The 13,630-nt window shown below is 70.9% G+C and carries 8 protein-coding genes; 3 read left to right on the forward strand and 5 right to left on the reverse strand.

Features of this window, described 5'->3' with window-relative positions:
• Positions 1-103 precede the first annotated feature (103 nt).
• From ACZ8ZB_RS13550 to ACZ8ZB_RS13560, 3 genes are all read right to left on the reverse strand, one after another.
• Complete coding sequence (locus tag ACZ8ZB_RS13550) at positions 104-5,044, reverse strand: NAD-glutamate dehydrogenase (RefSeq protein ID WP_470737968.1); 4,941 nt, start codon at positions 5,042-5,044, stop codon at positions 104-106.
• Between the two features lie 437 nt (positions 5,045-5,481).
• A complete protein-coding gene (locus ACZ8ZB_RS13555) occupies positions 5,482-6,150 on the reverse strand; it encodes an HAD family hydrolase (protein WP_470737969.1) in 669 nt (222 codons plus the stop codon).
• A gap of 45 nt (positions 6,151-6,195) precedes the next feature.
• Complete coding sequence (locus ACZ8ZB_RS13560; protein ID WP_470737970.1) at positions 6,196-6,702, reverse strand: DUF6912 family protein; 507 nt, start codon at positions 6,700-6,702, stop codon at positions 6,196-6,198.
• A 315-nt stretch (positions 6,703-7,017) separates the two neighbouring features.
• Here ACZ8ZB_RS13560 and ACZ8ZB_RS13565 point away from each other — a divergent pair, with 315 nt between their 5' ends.
• A complete protein-coding gene (locus ACZ8ZB_RS13565; protein WP_470737971.1) occupies positions 7,018-7,827 on the forward strand; it encodes an Rv3235 family protein in 810 nt (269 codons plus the stop codon).
• A gap of 66 nt (positions 7,828-7,893) precedes the next feature.
• Here ACZ8ZB_RS13565 and secA read toward each other — a convergent pair whose 3' ends face one another.
• Positions 7,894-10,740 carry a preprotein translocase subunit SecA gene (gene secA, locus ACZ8ZB_RS13570; RefSeq protein ID WP_470737972.1) on the reverse strand — a complete coding sequence of 949 codons (2,847 nt, stop codon included), beginning with the start codon at positions 10,738-10,740 and terminating at the stop codon, positions 7,894-7,896.
• A 280-nt stretch (positions 10,741-11,020) separates the two neighbouring features.
• Between secA and ACZ8ZB_RS13575 the strand changes: the two genes are divergently transcribed.
• Both ACZ8ZB_RS13575 and ACZ8ZB_RS13580 read left to right on the forward strand, forming a co-directional pair.
• Positions 11,021-11,590, forward strand: a complete 570-nt coding sequence (locus ACZ8ZB_RS13575; protein ID WP_470737973.1) for a GNAT family N-acetyltransferase — start codon at positions 11,021-11,023, stop codon at positions 11,588-11,590.
• A 49-nt stretch (positions 11,591-11,639) separates the two neighbouring features.
• Positions 11,640-12,827 carry a winged helix-turn-helix domain-containing protein gene (locus ACZ8ZB_RS13580; protein ID WP_470737974.1) on the forward strand — a complete coding sequence of 396 codons (1,188 nt, stop codon included), beginning with the start codon at positions 11,640-11,642 and terminating at the stop codon, positions 12,825-12,827.
• Positions 12,828-12,840: 13 nt separating this feature from the next.
• On the opposite strand, the gene ACZ8ZB_RS13585 is transcribed toward ACZ8ZB_RS13580, so the two are convergent.
• Positions 12,841-13,587 (reverse strand): response regulator, encoded by a 747-nt coding sequence (locus ACZ8ZB_RS13585; protein ID WP_470737975.1) that lies wholly within the window; start codon positions 13,585-13,587, stop codon positions 12,841-12,843.
• Positions 13,588-13,630 lie beyond the last annotated feature (43 nt).

The following is a 13,630-nucleotide window of genomic DNA, read 5'->3' on the forward strand; positions in this document are numbered from 1 at the left end:
AACGGCGGACCCGCACCGGATCCCCGCCCACACCCACCCAAGGCACCACAACGGCGCGAGGGCGCCCCGGGCCCGACGGCCCGGAGCGCCCTCGCGCACCTGCCTACGAGTGCGACCGCAGCAGCGTCCGCATCGTCCGCATCGCCACCGACAGGTTGGCGAGATCGAACGCGTCGGAGCCGTGGATCTCCTCCAGCGTGGTGCGGGCCCGGCCCAGCAGCGCCGCGTTCTTCCGCTCCCACAGCTCGAAGCGCTGCTGCGGCGTCGACGAGCCGTCGCCCACCGCCAGCACGTCCGCGGCCACCGCCGCGTGCGCCGCGTACAGGTCCTCGCGGATCGCCGCGCGGGCCATGGACTGCCAGCGGTCGGCGCGCGGCAGCTCGATGATGCGGTCCATCAGCTGGGTGATGCGCAGCCGGTCCCCGAGGTCGTAGTACACCTCGGCGACGTCCAGCGGCTCCTTGCCCGTCCGGTCGGCCACCGACACGATGTCGAGCGTCGGGAAGGCGGAGGAGAACCCGGCGACCCGGGTGGCCAGCTCGTCCGGGACCCCGGCGCCGCTCAGCTCGTCGTAGATCCGCTGGTACCAGTCCAGGTCCGTGCCGCGCAGCAGCTTCGGCAGCTGGGCCCAGACCTGCTCGACCCGCTCGGCGAAGAACTCCACCGTCTCCGCCAGCTCCAGCGGCTGCGGCCGGTTGTTGAGCAGCCAGCGCGTACCGCGCTCCACCAGGCGGCGCGAGTGCAGCCGGATGCGGGTCTGGACGTCCGCGTCCACCTTGTTGTCGAGCGCCTCGACCCCGTCCCACACCACCGAGGAGCGGAAGATCGCGCGGGCCGCGGTCTGCGCCCGGACGATCTCCTCCAGCGACGCGCCGGTCTCCTCGCGCATCCGGTGCAGATACGTCGTACCGCCCGTGTTGACCGTGTCGTTGACCAGCACCGTCGTGGTGATCTCACGGCGCAGCGGGTGGGTGTCGATCCGGTCGGGGAACTGCTCGCGCAGCGCCGTCGGGAAGTACGCGTGCAGCAGCACCTTCAGGTACGGGTCGTCGGGCAGCGAGGTCCCCAGCAGCTCCTCGGCGACCGTGATCTTCGTGTACGCCAGCAGCACGGCCGTCTCCGGCCCGGTCAGGCCCTGCCCGGACGCGAGCCGCTCGCGGATCTGGCGGTCGGTGGGCAGGAACTCCAGGGCCCGGTCCAGCAGGCCCTCGCGCACCAGGTGCTTCAGGAACCGCTGCTGGGCGTGGACCATGTCCTTGGACTGCGCCAGCGCGTTGGCGATGGCGGTGTTCTGCGCGTAGTTGGTGCGCAGCACCATGGCGCCGACCTCGTCGGTCATCTCCGCCAGCAGCTTGTTGCGCTGCTTGACGGTCATGTCGCCGTCCTTGACGAGACCGTTGAGCAGGACCTTGATGTTCACCTCGTGGTCGGAGGTGTCCACGCCCGCGCTGTTGTCGATCGCGTCGGTGTTGAGCCGGCCGCCGTGCAGCGCGAACTCGATCCGGCCGAGCTGGGTCATGCCCAGGTTGCCGCCCTCGCCGACGACGGAGACCCGCAGGTCCTTGCCGTCGACGCGGATGGCGTCGTTGCCCTTGTCGCCGACGTCGGCGTTGGACTCGGTGGAGGCCTTGACGTACGTGCCGATGCCGCCGTTCCACAGCAGGTCCACCGGCGCGGTGAGGATCGTCTTCATCAGGTCGGCCGGGGTCATCTTGGTGACGCCGGGCTCGATGCCGAGGGCCTCGCGGATCTGCGAGTTGAGCGGGATGGACTTGGCGCTGCGCGGGAAGACCCCGCCGCCGGCCGACAGCAGCCCGGTGTCGTAGTCCTCCCAGGAGCTGCGCGGCAGCTCGAACAGACGGCGGCGCTCGGCGTAGGAGACGGCCGCGTCCGGGTTCGGGTCGATGAAGATGTGCCGGTGGTCGAAGGCGGCGACCAGGCGGATGTGCTCGCTGAGCAGCATGCCGTTGCCGAACACGTCGCCGGACATGTCGCCGATGCCGACGACCGTGAAGTCCTGGGTCTGGGTGTCCACGCCCAGCTCCCGGAAGTGCCGCTTCACGGACTCCCAGGCGCCGCGGGCGGTGATGCCCATGCCCTTGTGGTCGTAGCCCGCGCTGCCGCCGGAGGCGAAGGCGTCACCGAGCCAGAAGTTGTACGACTCGGCGACCTCGTTGGCGATGTCGGAGAACTTCGCGGTGCCCTTGTCCGCGGCGACGACGAGGTAGGTGTCGTCCTCGTCGTGCCGGACGACGTCCGCCGGGTGCACGACCTCGCCGGCCACCATGTTGTCGGTGATGTCGAGCAGCGCCGAGATGAACGTCCGGTAGCTGGCGATGCCCTCCGCCATCCAGGCGTCGCGGTCGGCGTTCGGGTCGGGCAGCTGCTTGGCGACGAAGCCGCCCTTGGCGCCCACCGGCACGATGACGGTGTTCTTCACCATCTGCGCCTTGACCAGGCCGAGGATCTCGGTGCGGAAGTCCTCCCGGCGGTCCGACCAGCGCAGACCGCCGCGCGCGACCTTGCCGAAGCGCAGGTGCACGCCCTCGACGCGCGGCGAGTACACCCAGATCTCGAACGCCGGGCGCGGCGCCGGGAGGTCGGGGATGGCCTGCGGGTCGAACTTCATGGAGACGTAGTCGTGCGGCACGCCGCCGCTCGCCTCCTGGAAGAAGTTGGTGCGCAGCGTCGCCTTGATGACCGTGAGGAAGGAACGCAGGATGCGGTCCTCGTCCAGCGAGGCGACCTGGTCGAGGGCGGCGTCGAGCTCCTCCAGCAGCGCGTCCACCAGTTCGTGCCCGGCGCGCTGCCGGTCCGGCGACATCCGCGCCTCGAACAGGGAGACGAGCAGCCGGGTGGTGTGGACGTTGTGGCGGAGTGTGTCCTCCATGTAGTCCTGGCTGAAGGTGGAACCCGCCTGGCGCAGGTACTTGGCGTACGCCCGCAGCACCACGGCCTGCCGCCAGGTCAGTCCGGCGCTGAGCACGAGGGCGTTGAAGCCGTCGTTCTCCGCCTTGCCGGTCCAGGTCGCCGCGAAGGCGTCCTGGAACCGCTCCCGGGCGTCGTCGCCGAGACGGTCGGCGCCCCCGGGCATCCGCAGGCCGAAGTCGTAGATCCAGGCCACGCTGCGGTCGGCGCACCGCAGCTCGTACGGCCGCTCGTCGACGACCTCGACGCCGAGCCGCTGGAGCACCGGCAGCACCGCGGACAGGGAGACGGCCTCCCCCTTGCGGTAGATCTTGAAGCGGCGCTCCTCGGCACCCGCGCCCACCGGTTCGTACAGGCTGAGCGCGAAGTCCCGCTCCTCGTCGAGCTCCTCGAGACGCGCCAGGTCGGCGACGGCGCCGCGCGGGGGGTGGTCGGCCTTGTAGCCCTCGGTGAAGGCGCCCGCGTAGCGGCGCAGCAGCTCGGCGGCGCGTTCCTCGCCGAACTCGGCGTTCAGCGCCTCGGCGAAGCCGTCGGCCCAGGAGCGGGCGGCCTCGACGAGCCGGGCCTCGATGCGCTCCTTGTCGGCGTCGGACAGCTCGGGCAGTTCGGTGCCCTGCGGGACGCGGACCACGAAGTGCAGCCGGGAGAGGACCGACTCGGTGTTCCAGGCGGTGAAGTCGACGCTGATGCCGCCGAGCTCCTCCTTGAGGATGTCGATGATCCGCAGGCGCACACCGGTGGTGTAGCGGTCGCGCGGCAGGTAGACGAGGGCGGAGTAGTAGCGCCCGTACTCGTCCTGGCGCAGGTAGAGCCGGAGCCGGCGGCGCTCCTGGAGGTAGAGCACCGAGGTCACGATGGACTGGAGCTCGGCGGCCGGGGTCTGGAACAGCTCGTCGCGCGGGTAGGTCTCCAGGATCTGGAGCAGGTCGCGCCCGTCGTGGCTGTGCGGCGAGAAGCCGGCCCGCTCCAGGACCTCCTCGACCTTGCGCCGGATCACCGGCACCCGGCGCACGGACTCGGTGTAGGCGGCGGACGAGAACAGTCCGAGGAAGCGCCGCTCGCCGACGACGTTGCCGTCCGCGTCGAACTTCTTGACGCCGATGTAGTCCAGGTACGAGGGCCGGTGCACGGTGGCCCGGCTGTTGGCCTTGGTCAGCACCAGCACCTTGTGCTCGCGCGCCTTGGCGCGGGCGTCGGCGGGCAGCCGCTCGAAGGACGGGCTGACCGGGTCGCCCTCGTCGGCGGAGTGGTGCGGGTCGGAGCGCAGTATGCCGAGGCCGGTGCCGGGGACGGCGGCCAGCGAGTCGTCCTCACGGAGCTGGTACTCGCGGTAGCCGAGGAAGGTGAAATGGTCGTCGGCGAGCCAGCGCAGCAGCTCGCGGGCCTCCTCGACCTGTGGCGCGGGCAGGTCGGCGGGGACGGGCTCGCCGGGCAGCGCCTCGGCCAGCGCGGTCGCGGCCTGGCGCATCTTGCCCCAGTCCTCGACGGCCTCGCGGACGTCGGAGAGGATCCGCAGCAGGTCGGTGGTGATCTGCTTGAGGTCGCCGCGGTCGGTCTCGCGGTCGATCTCCACGTGGATCCAGGACTCGACGTGCGCGTCGTGCGGGAGGTCCCGGGCGTCTTGCGGGAGGTCGCCGCCGGCCGGGGTGGCGAGCACCTCGATCAGCTTGCCGGTGACGTCCCGGCGGACCACGAACTGCGGGTGGATGACGACGTGGATGCCGCGGCCCTGGCGGGTCAGCTCGTTGGTGACGGAGTCGACCAGGAAGGGCATGTCGTCGGTGACCACCTCGACGACGGAGTGGCTGCAGGTCCAGCCGTTCCCCTCGACGGTCGGGGTGTGGACGCGGACGTTGGCCGTGCCCTGGGGACGGCTCTCGGCGAGCCGGTAGTGCGAGTAGGCGGCTCCGAAGACGTCGACCGGGTCACGGTCGGTCAGGTCCTCCGGGGCGGTGTGCAGGTAGTAGCGCTGGAGGAACTCGAGCACGGTGTCCCGGTCGGGCATGCCCTTGTCCGTCGTCCCGGTCGGCAGTTTCCCCCCGGCCGGGCTGTTCTCAGCTACCCGTGCCGCCCTTTCGAGCAGCTCGGCCTTGGCTTCGTCCAGCTTGGTCTGCATGGTCCTCTGGCTCCTGTCGCGCGCCGTTGCGTGACGTAGAAGGAAGTACGGTCTCCGACCTCGTGGTGCGGTGGTACGACACGGGGTGTCCGGTCTGTACCGACGCTATGCCGTGAGGAAGGAGGAGCGGGGGCTTCTCGGTCGAATTCGGTGCGCCCGACGGGTGTGACGCCGCTCTCGGCGACACCTGTTCCCCTGGGGGACGCCGCGTCCCGGGTGCCCTCTTGGCCCCGCGCCGCCCGCGAAGACCAGCGACCGCCACCCGGGCACGGATGTCGTCCGTGCCGCCCGGGCGCACAGCAGGGACACCGAGGCCCCCGCGAGCTATCGCGCTGATCACGCCACCAAGGCTATCGCTCCCCCCAGGTCCCCCGTCATGAGCCGTATGTGTACAAAACCAGGCCCCGAACTTTGACGTTCTGCACAGTGCGCGCGCTTCAGGAAGCCGCCAGGCGCTCCGCCTCCGCCACGGCTTCCCGCAGGGTGTCCACCACCGGGACGCCCACCGCCTCCAGGCTGGCGCGGCCGTGGGAGCCGCCGGTGTACAGGACGGCGCGCGCCCCCACGTGCAGTGCGGCCAGCGCGTCGTCGGCCGCGTCGCCGATCACCACCGTGCGCGCCGGGTCGACCCCGGCCAGCGCGCGCAGGTGGCGCACCATGTGCTCCGCCTTGCCTCCCCCGGAGGGGCCGGTCCGCCCGTCGACCCGTATGAAGTGCGCCTCGATGCCGAAGCCCCTCACCAGCGGGACCAGGTCCTCGTGCCCGTACAGGCTGAGGATGGACTGGCTGCGGCCGGCCGATCCCCACCCCGTCAGCAGTTCCACCGCGCCTTCGGCGAGCCCGCACCGCACGTGGTGCTCCGTGTAGTGGCGGTGGAAGGTGGCGTCCATCAGCTCCCACTCGGCCGGGCTGGGCAGCCGCCCCAGCAGCCGCTCGTAGAACTTCGGCACCGGCACGCAGTACAGCTCCCGGTACCGCTCCAGCGTGAGCGGTTCCAGGCCCAGCTCGGCGAAGGCCGCGTTCGTCGCCCCGATGACCGCGTCGACGTCGTGGAACAGCGTGCCGTTCCAGTCCCAGACGATGTGCGCGTCCGTGTGCATCCCCATGCCCGAAAACTACCCGCCCGCACTGACATCGGGGAGGGCCGCGGGTCAGCCGAGCAGGCCGGGGATCTCCTGGGTGGCGTACCACAGCAGTTCGTGGTCCTCCGCGCCGTCCACCGTGAACTGGGCGTCGTCGTCCCCGCCGTCCGCCGCGGGCAGCGCCTCCGCGGCGGCCGTCACGTCCGCCTCCGCGTCCGCCGCGTCCACGTGCACCGCGGCCGCCTCGGCCAGCCGTACGGCGCGGGTGACCCGCACCTCGCCGAGGGCTGCCGGGTCGAGGCCCCGGTCGGGGTCGGCCGAGGCGGCTTCGTCGGACACGTCCACGGCGACCACGACCCGGCGCCGCGGCGCACCGGCGTCCGCCGCCAGCAGCCGCAGGGAGGCCAGCGCGGCGCGGCTGAGCGCGGCGTACTCCAGCTCCTCGATGTCGTCGGAGAGGTACCACTCGCGCAGCGCGGGCGTCACGGCGTACGCGAGGAACGGCCCGTCGCCCAGCGCACCCGTCCTGTACGCCTCGGCGAGCCCGGGGAGGGTCAGGGGGACGTAGACGCGCATATCGGCTGCTTTCGTGTCATCGGGGCTCCGGAAGAGCCTTCAGGATACGTGCGGGCGTCCCCCATCGAGTCCCCGCCCACACCCTCCGACGCGTCCACCTCCGTCCCGGAATTCACCCGGCACGTCCGCGTGAACACGGGGCCGAGGCCCTCCGCATCACTCTGATAAGTGAATCTCCCCGCTCTTCCGGCCCGCTCTCCGCCTCCTTGCCACCGCACCGAACGGCCCCGTACAAGATCCCCATCACGGAGTTACCGCCCGGTACGGCCCCCGGCCGCCCCGGGCCCGTCGAACGGGGTCCCCATGCACAAGGTCATGACCAGAACCCAGCACCGCCCCTCACACCGTCCCCCCACCCGCCGAGACCCCCGCCGCCCCGCGGCCGCCACCGCGCCCCGCACTCCCACGGGCCGCGCCGCACCCGCCCCGTCCCCCGACGGGAGCCCGCCGTCCCCCACCGGCACCGCCGCACCCCGCACGGCCTCGGGAGGACCCGCACCCACCGCTCGCACCGTCCAGGGCCGCCCGGCCGCCACCGGCCCCACCACGCCCCGCACCTCCGCGGGAAGCGCCGCACCCGCCCCGTCCCCCGACGGGAGCCCGCCGTCCCCCACCAGCACCGCCCCGCCCCGTGTCCCCACCGGCAGGACCCGCACCGCGCCCTCTCCCGGCGGGCGCCGGCCGGCCGCCGCGGTTCTCCCGACCCGGCCCGCCGACAACCGTCCGCCAACCGGCGCCCGCCCGCGCGTCACCGACCGGTCTCCCCGCCGCCCCGTCGTCCTCCGGCCGGGTCCCACCGACCACTTCGCCGAGTTGCTGCTCGCCGTCCTCAGCGGGCAGCGACCCGTGCACGCGATGCTGCGGCACACCGCCGGGCGGGCCTACGACGAGTTGGTGCGGCTCGCCGAGCGCGGGCCGCTGCGTACCCGGGGTGTCCGTCCCGTCGTACGCGACATCGGCTGGTTCGAGCCCCGCGAGGGCGCCCTCGAGGTGTTCGCCCGGATCGGGGCCGGGGACAGACTGCGCGCCATGGCCTTCCGGCTGGAACAGGGCCGGGACCTGCGCTGGCGCTGCACCGCCGTGGAGCTGGGCGGTCCGCGGGCGCACCGCCCGGCCCCCCGCTGAGCGCACGCGCGAAGCCCGAGGGCCGGGCACCCTGGGGTGCCCGGCCCTCGGCCCGCTCACAACCGCTCACTTCTTGCGGCGACGCCCGCCCTTCGCCTGCTTGCGACGCTCCGCGCGCGTGAGGCCGTCCGCCTCGGAGCGCACCGGCTCGTCGTCGGTGGCGAAGTCGCCCTCGATGGTGCCGCCCTCGCCGTCCACCGTCGGCGCGGAGAAGTGCAGGCCCCGCCGCTGCGGTGCGTCGAGCCCCTTGGCCCGGATCTCGGGGCGCGGACCCGCCTGCGCGGGCACCGCGTCCTGCTTCTCCAGGTCGGCCACCGGCTTGACCTCCTCGACCGGGACCTCCTCGACCTGCTGCTCGACCTGGACCTCCAGGTTGAACAGGTAGCCGACGGACTCCTCCTTGATGCCGTCCATCATGGCCTGGAACATGTCGAAGCCCTCGCGCTGGTACTCGACCAGCGGGTCCTTCTGCGCCATCGCGCGCAGGCCGATGCCCTCCTGGAGGTAGTCCATCTCGTAGAGGTGCTCGCGCCACTTGCGGTCCAGGACCGACAGCACGACCCGGCGCTCCAGCTCGCGCATGATCTCGGAACCGAGCTGCGCTTCACGGGCCTCGTACTGCGCGCGGATGTCGTCCTTGATGGACTCGGAGATGAACTCGGCCGTCAGCCCGGCCCGGTCGCCGGCCTCCTCCTCGAGCTGCTCGACGGTGATGCTCACCGGATACAGCTGCTTGAACGCGCCCCACAGCCGGTCCAGGTCCCAGTCCTCGGGGAAGCCCTCGGCGGTCTCGGCCTGGACGTAGGCGTCGATGGTGTCGTCCATGAAGTGCTGGATCTGCTCGTGCAGGTCCTCGCCCTCCAGGACGCGGCGCCGCTCGCCGTAGATGACCTCGCGCTGCCGGTTCATGACTTCGTCGTACTTCAGGACGTTCTTGCGGGTCTCGAAGTTCTGCGTCTCCACCTGCGACTGGGCGGAGGCGATGGCGCGCGTGACCATCTTGTTCTCGATCGGCACGTCGTCCGGCACGTTCGCCATGGACATCACGCGCTCGACCATCTGGGCCTTGAACAGCCGCATCAGGTCGTCACCGAGCGAGAGGTAGAAACGGGACTCGCCGGGGTCGCCCTGACGGCCGGAACGACCGCGCAGCTGGTTGTCGATGCGCCGCGACTCGTGCCGCTCGGTGCCCAGGACGTAGAGGCCGCCGATCTTCTCGACCTCCTCCTTCTCGGCCTTGACCGCCTCCTCGGCACGCTTGAGCGCCTCGGGCAAGGCGTGTGCCCACTCCTCGATGTGCTCCTCGGGGTCGAGGCCGCGCTGGCGCAGCTCCGCCTCGGCGAGGTCCTCGGGGTTGCCGCCGAGCTTGATGTCCGTACCACGGCCGGCCATGTTGGTGGCCACGGTGACGGCGCCCCTGCGACCGGCCTGGGCGACGATCGACGCCTCGCGCTCGTGGTGCTTGGCGTTCAGCACCTCGTGCTGGATGCCGCGCTTGCTGAGCTGCTGCGAGAGGTACTCCGACTTCTCCACCGACGTCGTGCCGACGAGGATCGGCTGGCCCTTGCGGTGCTTCTCCTCGATGTCGTCGACGACCGCCTCGAACTTGGCGACCTCGGTGCGGTAGATCAGGTCGGACTGGTCCTTGCGCACCATCGGACGGTTGGTCGGGATGGGCACCACGCCGAGCTTGTAGATCTGGTGGAACTCGGCGGCCTCGGTCATCGCCGTACCGGTCATGCCGGACAGGCCGGGGATCTCCTTGCCGTCGTGGTCGTGGCGCTTGTAGAGGCGGAAGAAGTTCTGCAGCGTGATCGTGGCGAGGGTCTGGTTCTCGTCCTTGATCGGCACCGCTTCCTTGGCCTCGATGGCCTGGTGCATGCCCTCGTTGTAGCGACGGCCGGCGAGGATACGGCCGGTGTGCTCGTCCACGATCATGACTTCGTCATCGATGATGACGTAGTCCTTGTCCTTCTTGAAGAGCTCCTTGGCCTTGATGGCGTTGTTCAGGTAGCCCACGAGCGGGGTGTTCACCGACTCGTACAGGTTGTCGATGCCCAGCCAGTCCTCGACCTTGGCGACACCGGACTCGTGGATGGCGACCGTGCGCTTCTTCTCGTCGACCTCGTAGTCGCCGGTCTCCTCGATGCCCTTGAGCGGGTTGCCGGGCTCGCCGCGCTTGAGGCGCTTGACCAACTTGGCGAAGTCGCCGTACCACTTGGTGGCCTGGTCGGCCGGACCGGAGATGATCAGCGGTGTACGGGCCTCGTCGATGAGGATGGAGTCGACCTCGTCGACGATGGCGAAGTTGTGCCCGCGCTGGACGAGCTCCTCCTTGGACCACGCCATGTTGTCGCGCAGGTAGTCGAAACCGAACTCGTTGTTCGTGCCGTAGGTGATGTCGCAGGCGTACTGCTCGCGGCGCTGGGCCGGCGTCATGTTGGCGAGGATGCAGCCGACGCTCAGGCCCAGGAACTTGTGGACGCGGCCCATCATCTCGGAGTCGCGCTCGGCCAGGTAGTCGTTGACCGTGATGATGTGGACGCCCTCACCGGACAGGGCGTTCAGATACGCGGGCAGGGTGCCGACGAGGGTCTTGCCCTCACCGGTCTTCATCTCGGCCACGTAGCCCATGTGCAGGGCGGCGCCGCCCATGATCTGGACGTCGTAGTGCCGCTGGCCCAGGACGCGCCTGGCGGCCTCACGGACGGTGGCGAAGGCCTCGGGGAGCAGGTCGTCCAGGCTCTCACCGTCGGCGTACCGCTGCTTGTACTCGTCGGTGAGGGCCCGCAGCTCGGCGTCGGAGAGGCCTTCGAAGTCCTCTTCGATGGAGTTGACCTGGTCCGCGATGCGGTGCAGCTTGCGCAGGATCTTGCCTTCGCCTGCACGCATGATCTTCGAGAGGACGGACACGGGGGTTGGTCTCCTTGCCGGTCGGGCCTGGGACGGTCGGTTTCCATTTCACTGACTGAGCAACGGCCATCGTATGCGAGGACCCCGTCACGCCGGGAGGCCTGCCGCGGGGGTGACCGTCGGCTGCTTCCCATCCGTCTCACGGCTGCTTCAAAAGGACAACGTCCGGGCCCCCCGGATGGTGCCGCCCCACGCCGGCGAATTGCGCGAAGGGTGATCACCACCTCACGCACCGCGAAAGGGATGGCGCCCTCCACCCCCGCGTGAGCAGAATCGGCCGATGGAACCCGTCACGCTCACCACCGACCGCCTCCTGCTGCGCACGGTCGGCCCGCAGGAGACCGACGCCGTGTACGCGATCTGCCAGGACCCGGACATCCAGCGCTGGACCACGATCCCCTCCCCGTACCTCCCGGAGCACGCGCGGGGTTTCACGGAGCAGATCGCTCCCGACGGGTGGGCGGACGGTTCGATGTTCACCTTCGGCGTCTTCCTGCCCACCGGGGAGCTCACGGGCATGCTCAGCCTCACCATGCGCTCCCTCGGGACGGCCGAGATCGGTTTCTGGGGCGCGAAGGAGCACCGCGGCAACGGCTACATCACCGAGGCCGCCCTCGCCGCCTCCCGCTGGGCCTTCACCCGGATGTCGGTCGACCGCGTGGAGTGGCGCGCGGAGGTGGGCAACGTCGCCTCCCGCGCGGTGGCGGAGCGCGCCGGCTTCACCATCGAGGGCGTGCTGCGTTCCTCGCTCAGCAACAAGGGAGTGCTGCGGGACGGCTGGGTGGGCTCCCTGCTCCCGTCCGACCTGGGGCTTCCCTCCACGACGCCCTACGTCCCCGGCCGGGGGTGAGCCCCGGGCCCTCCGCCGTTGTCAGTGCCGCCCTCTATCGTGCGGACGTATGACGACCCTTCCGCGTCCGACCACGGAACTGACGGCAGACGAGGCCCGCCGCATCGCCCTGCGGGCCCAGGGCTTCCTCGGCGCCCCGGACCGCCGCTCGGGCGTCCGGGGCGTCCTGCGCCATCTGGGCGCGGTGCAGCTCGACACCATCTCCGTCCTCGCCCGCTCCCACGAGCTCATCCCGTACGCCCGTCTGGGCGCCGTGGGGCGCCGGACCGTCGAGGAGGCGTACTGGAAGCAGGGGGACCGGCCGCCGCACGCGTTCGAGTACTGGTCGCACGCCGCGTGCATCCTCCCCGTCGAGGAGTGGCCGCACTTCGCCTTCCGCCGCCGCGCCTACCGCGCCCGCACGCCCTGGGGCCACGAGCTCCCCGTCGGCGTGTACGACCAGGTGATCAAGCAGCTCCGCGCGGAGGGCCCCCTGACGGCCACGGAGCTGGGGGGCGCCAAGCGCACCAGCGAGTGGTGGGACTGGTCCGGCACCAAGGTCGCCGTCGAACGCGCCCTGATGTACGGCGAGGTGGTGTGCGTCGAGCGCCGCGGCTGGAAGCGGGTCTACGACCTCGCCGAGCGGGCGATCCCCGCGGAGCTGCTGCACGACGAGCTGGACGACGCCGAGTGCCTGCGCCGTCTGGTCCGCCTGGCCGGCCGGTCCCTCGGCGTGGGCACGCGCGCGGACATCGCCGACTACCACCGTCTCAAGGGGGAGCAGGTCGACGCGGTGATCGACGACTCGGGTCTGGTCCCGGTCACGGTGGAGGGCTGGTCCAAGCCGGCCTGGGCCGACCCTGCGGCCCTGGCGACACCGCCGCGCGGCCGGCACCGTACGACGCTGCTGTCCCCGTTCGACTCCCTGGTCTGGGAACGGGCGCGCACGGAGCGGATCTTCGGTTTCACTCACCGCCTGGAGGCCTACGTCCCCAAGCCCAAGCGGGTGCACGGCTACTTCGCGATGCCCGTCCTCGCGGGCGGCAGGCTCGTCGGCCGGGTCGACCCGGCCCGTGAGGGCCGCACGCTGGTGGCCAGGCAGGTCACGCTGGACGGCCGCAAGGCGGTCCCCGCCGTGGCCCGGGCCCTGGTGGAGGCCGCGGGCTGGGTGGACTGCACGGACGTGCGCGTGGAGCGGGTGGACGCGCCGGAGCTGCGCGAGGCCCTCGCCCTGGAGCTCGGCCGGCTCCTCGCTTGACGCGGGGAGGCCGTCACCGGATCTCGAGGATCTTCTCCCGCATCGCGTAGACCACCGCCTCCATCCTAGAGTGCAGCTGGAGCTTCTCCAGGATGTTGCGCACGTGGTTCTTCACGGTGTTCTCGGAGATGAACAGTTCCTTGGCGATGTCGCGGTTGTTCATTCCCGTGGCCACCAGCTTGAGGACTTCGAGTTCACGGTCCGTCAGCCGGGGCGCGGGAACCAGCCGGCGCTCGTCGGTGCGCTGGATCATCGACTTGAACTCGGTGAGCAGTTTCGACGCCATGGACGGGCTGATCTGCGACTGTCCGTCGGCCACCGCGCGAATGGCGGTGGCCACCTCGTCCGTGGAGATCTCCTTGAGGAGATAACCGGTCGCGCCCGCTTTGATGGCGTCGTAGAGATCGGCTTCCTCGTCGCTGATCGTCAACATGATGATCTTCGCACTGGGCGCCACCTCCTTGATGGAGGTGCACGCTTCGATCCCGCCCCGCTTGGGCATCCGCACGTCCATCAGGATGATGTCGGGCAGCAGGTCGGCGGCCTTCTCCACCGCCTCGGCACCGTCCCCCGCCTCGCCGATGACCTGGATGTCCTCCTCGGCCGCGAGCACGATCTCCAGTCCGCGGCGGAACAGCGCGTGGTCGTCCACCACAAGGACCCTGATCGGCTCCTTGTGTGGAGTGTCCGCGTCCGGGCCCATGCCGACGACGCCGTCGTCGGCGCCCTCGTCACGCATCGGTCCGAAGCTGTCCGCCATCGTTCCTCCCCCTGAAGGCTGTGGCCTGTGGTCCTGACCATCG

This window comes from Streptomyces sp. 12E (genome assembly GCF_055633275.1).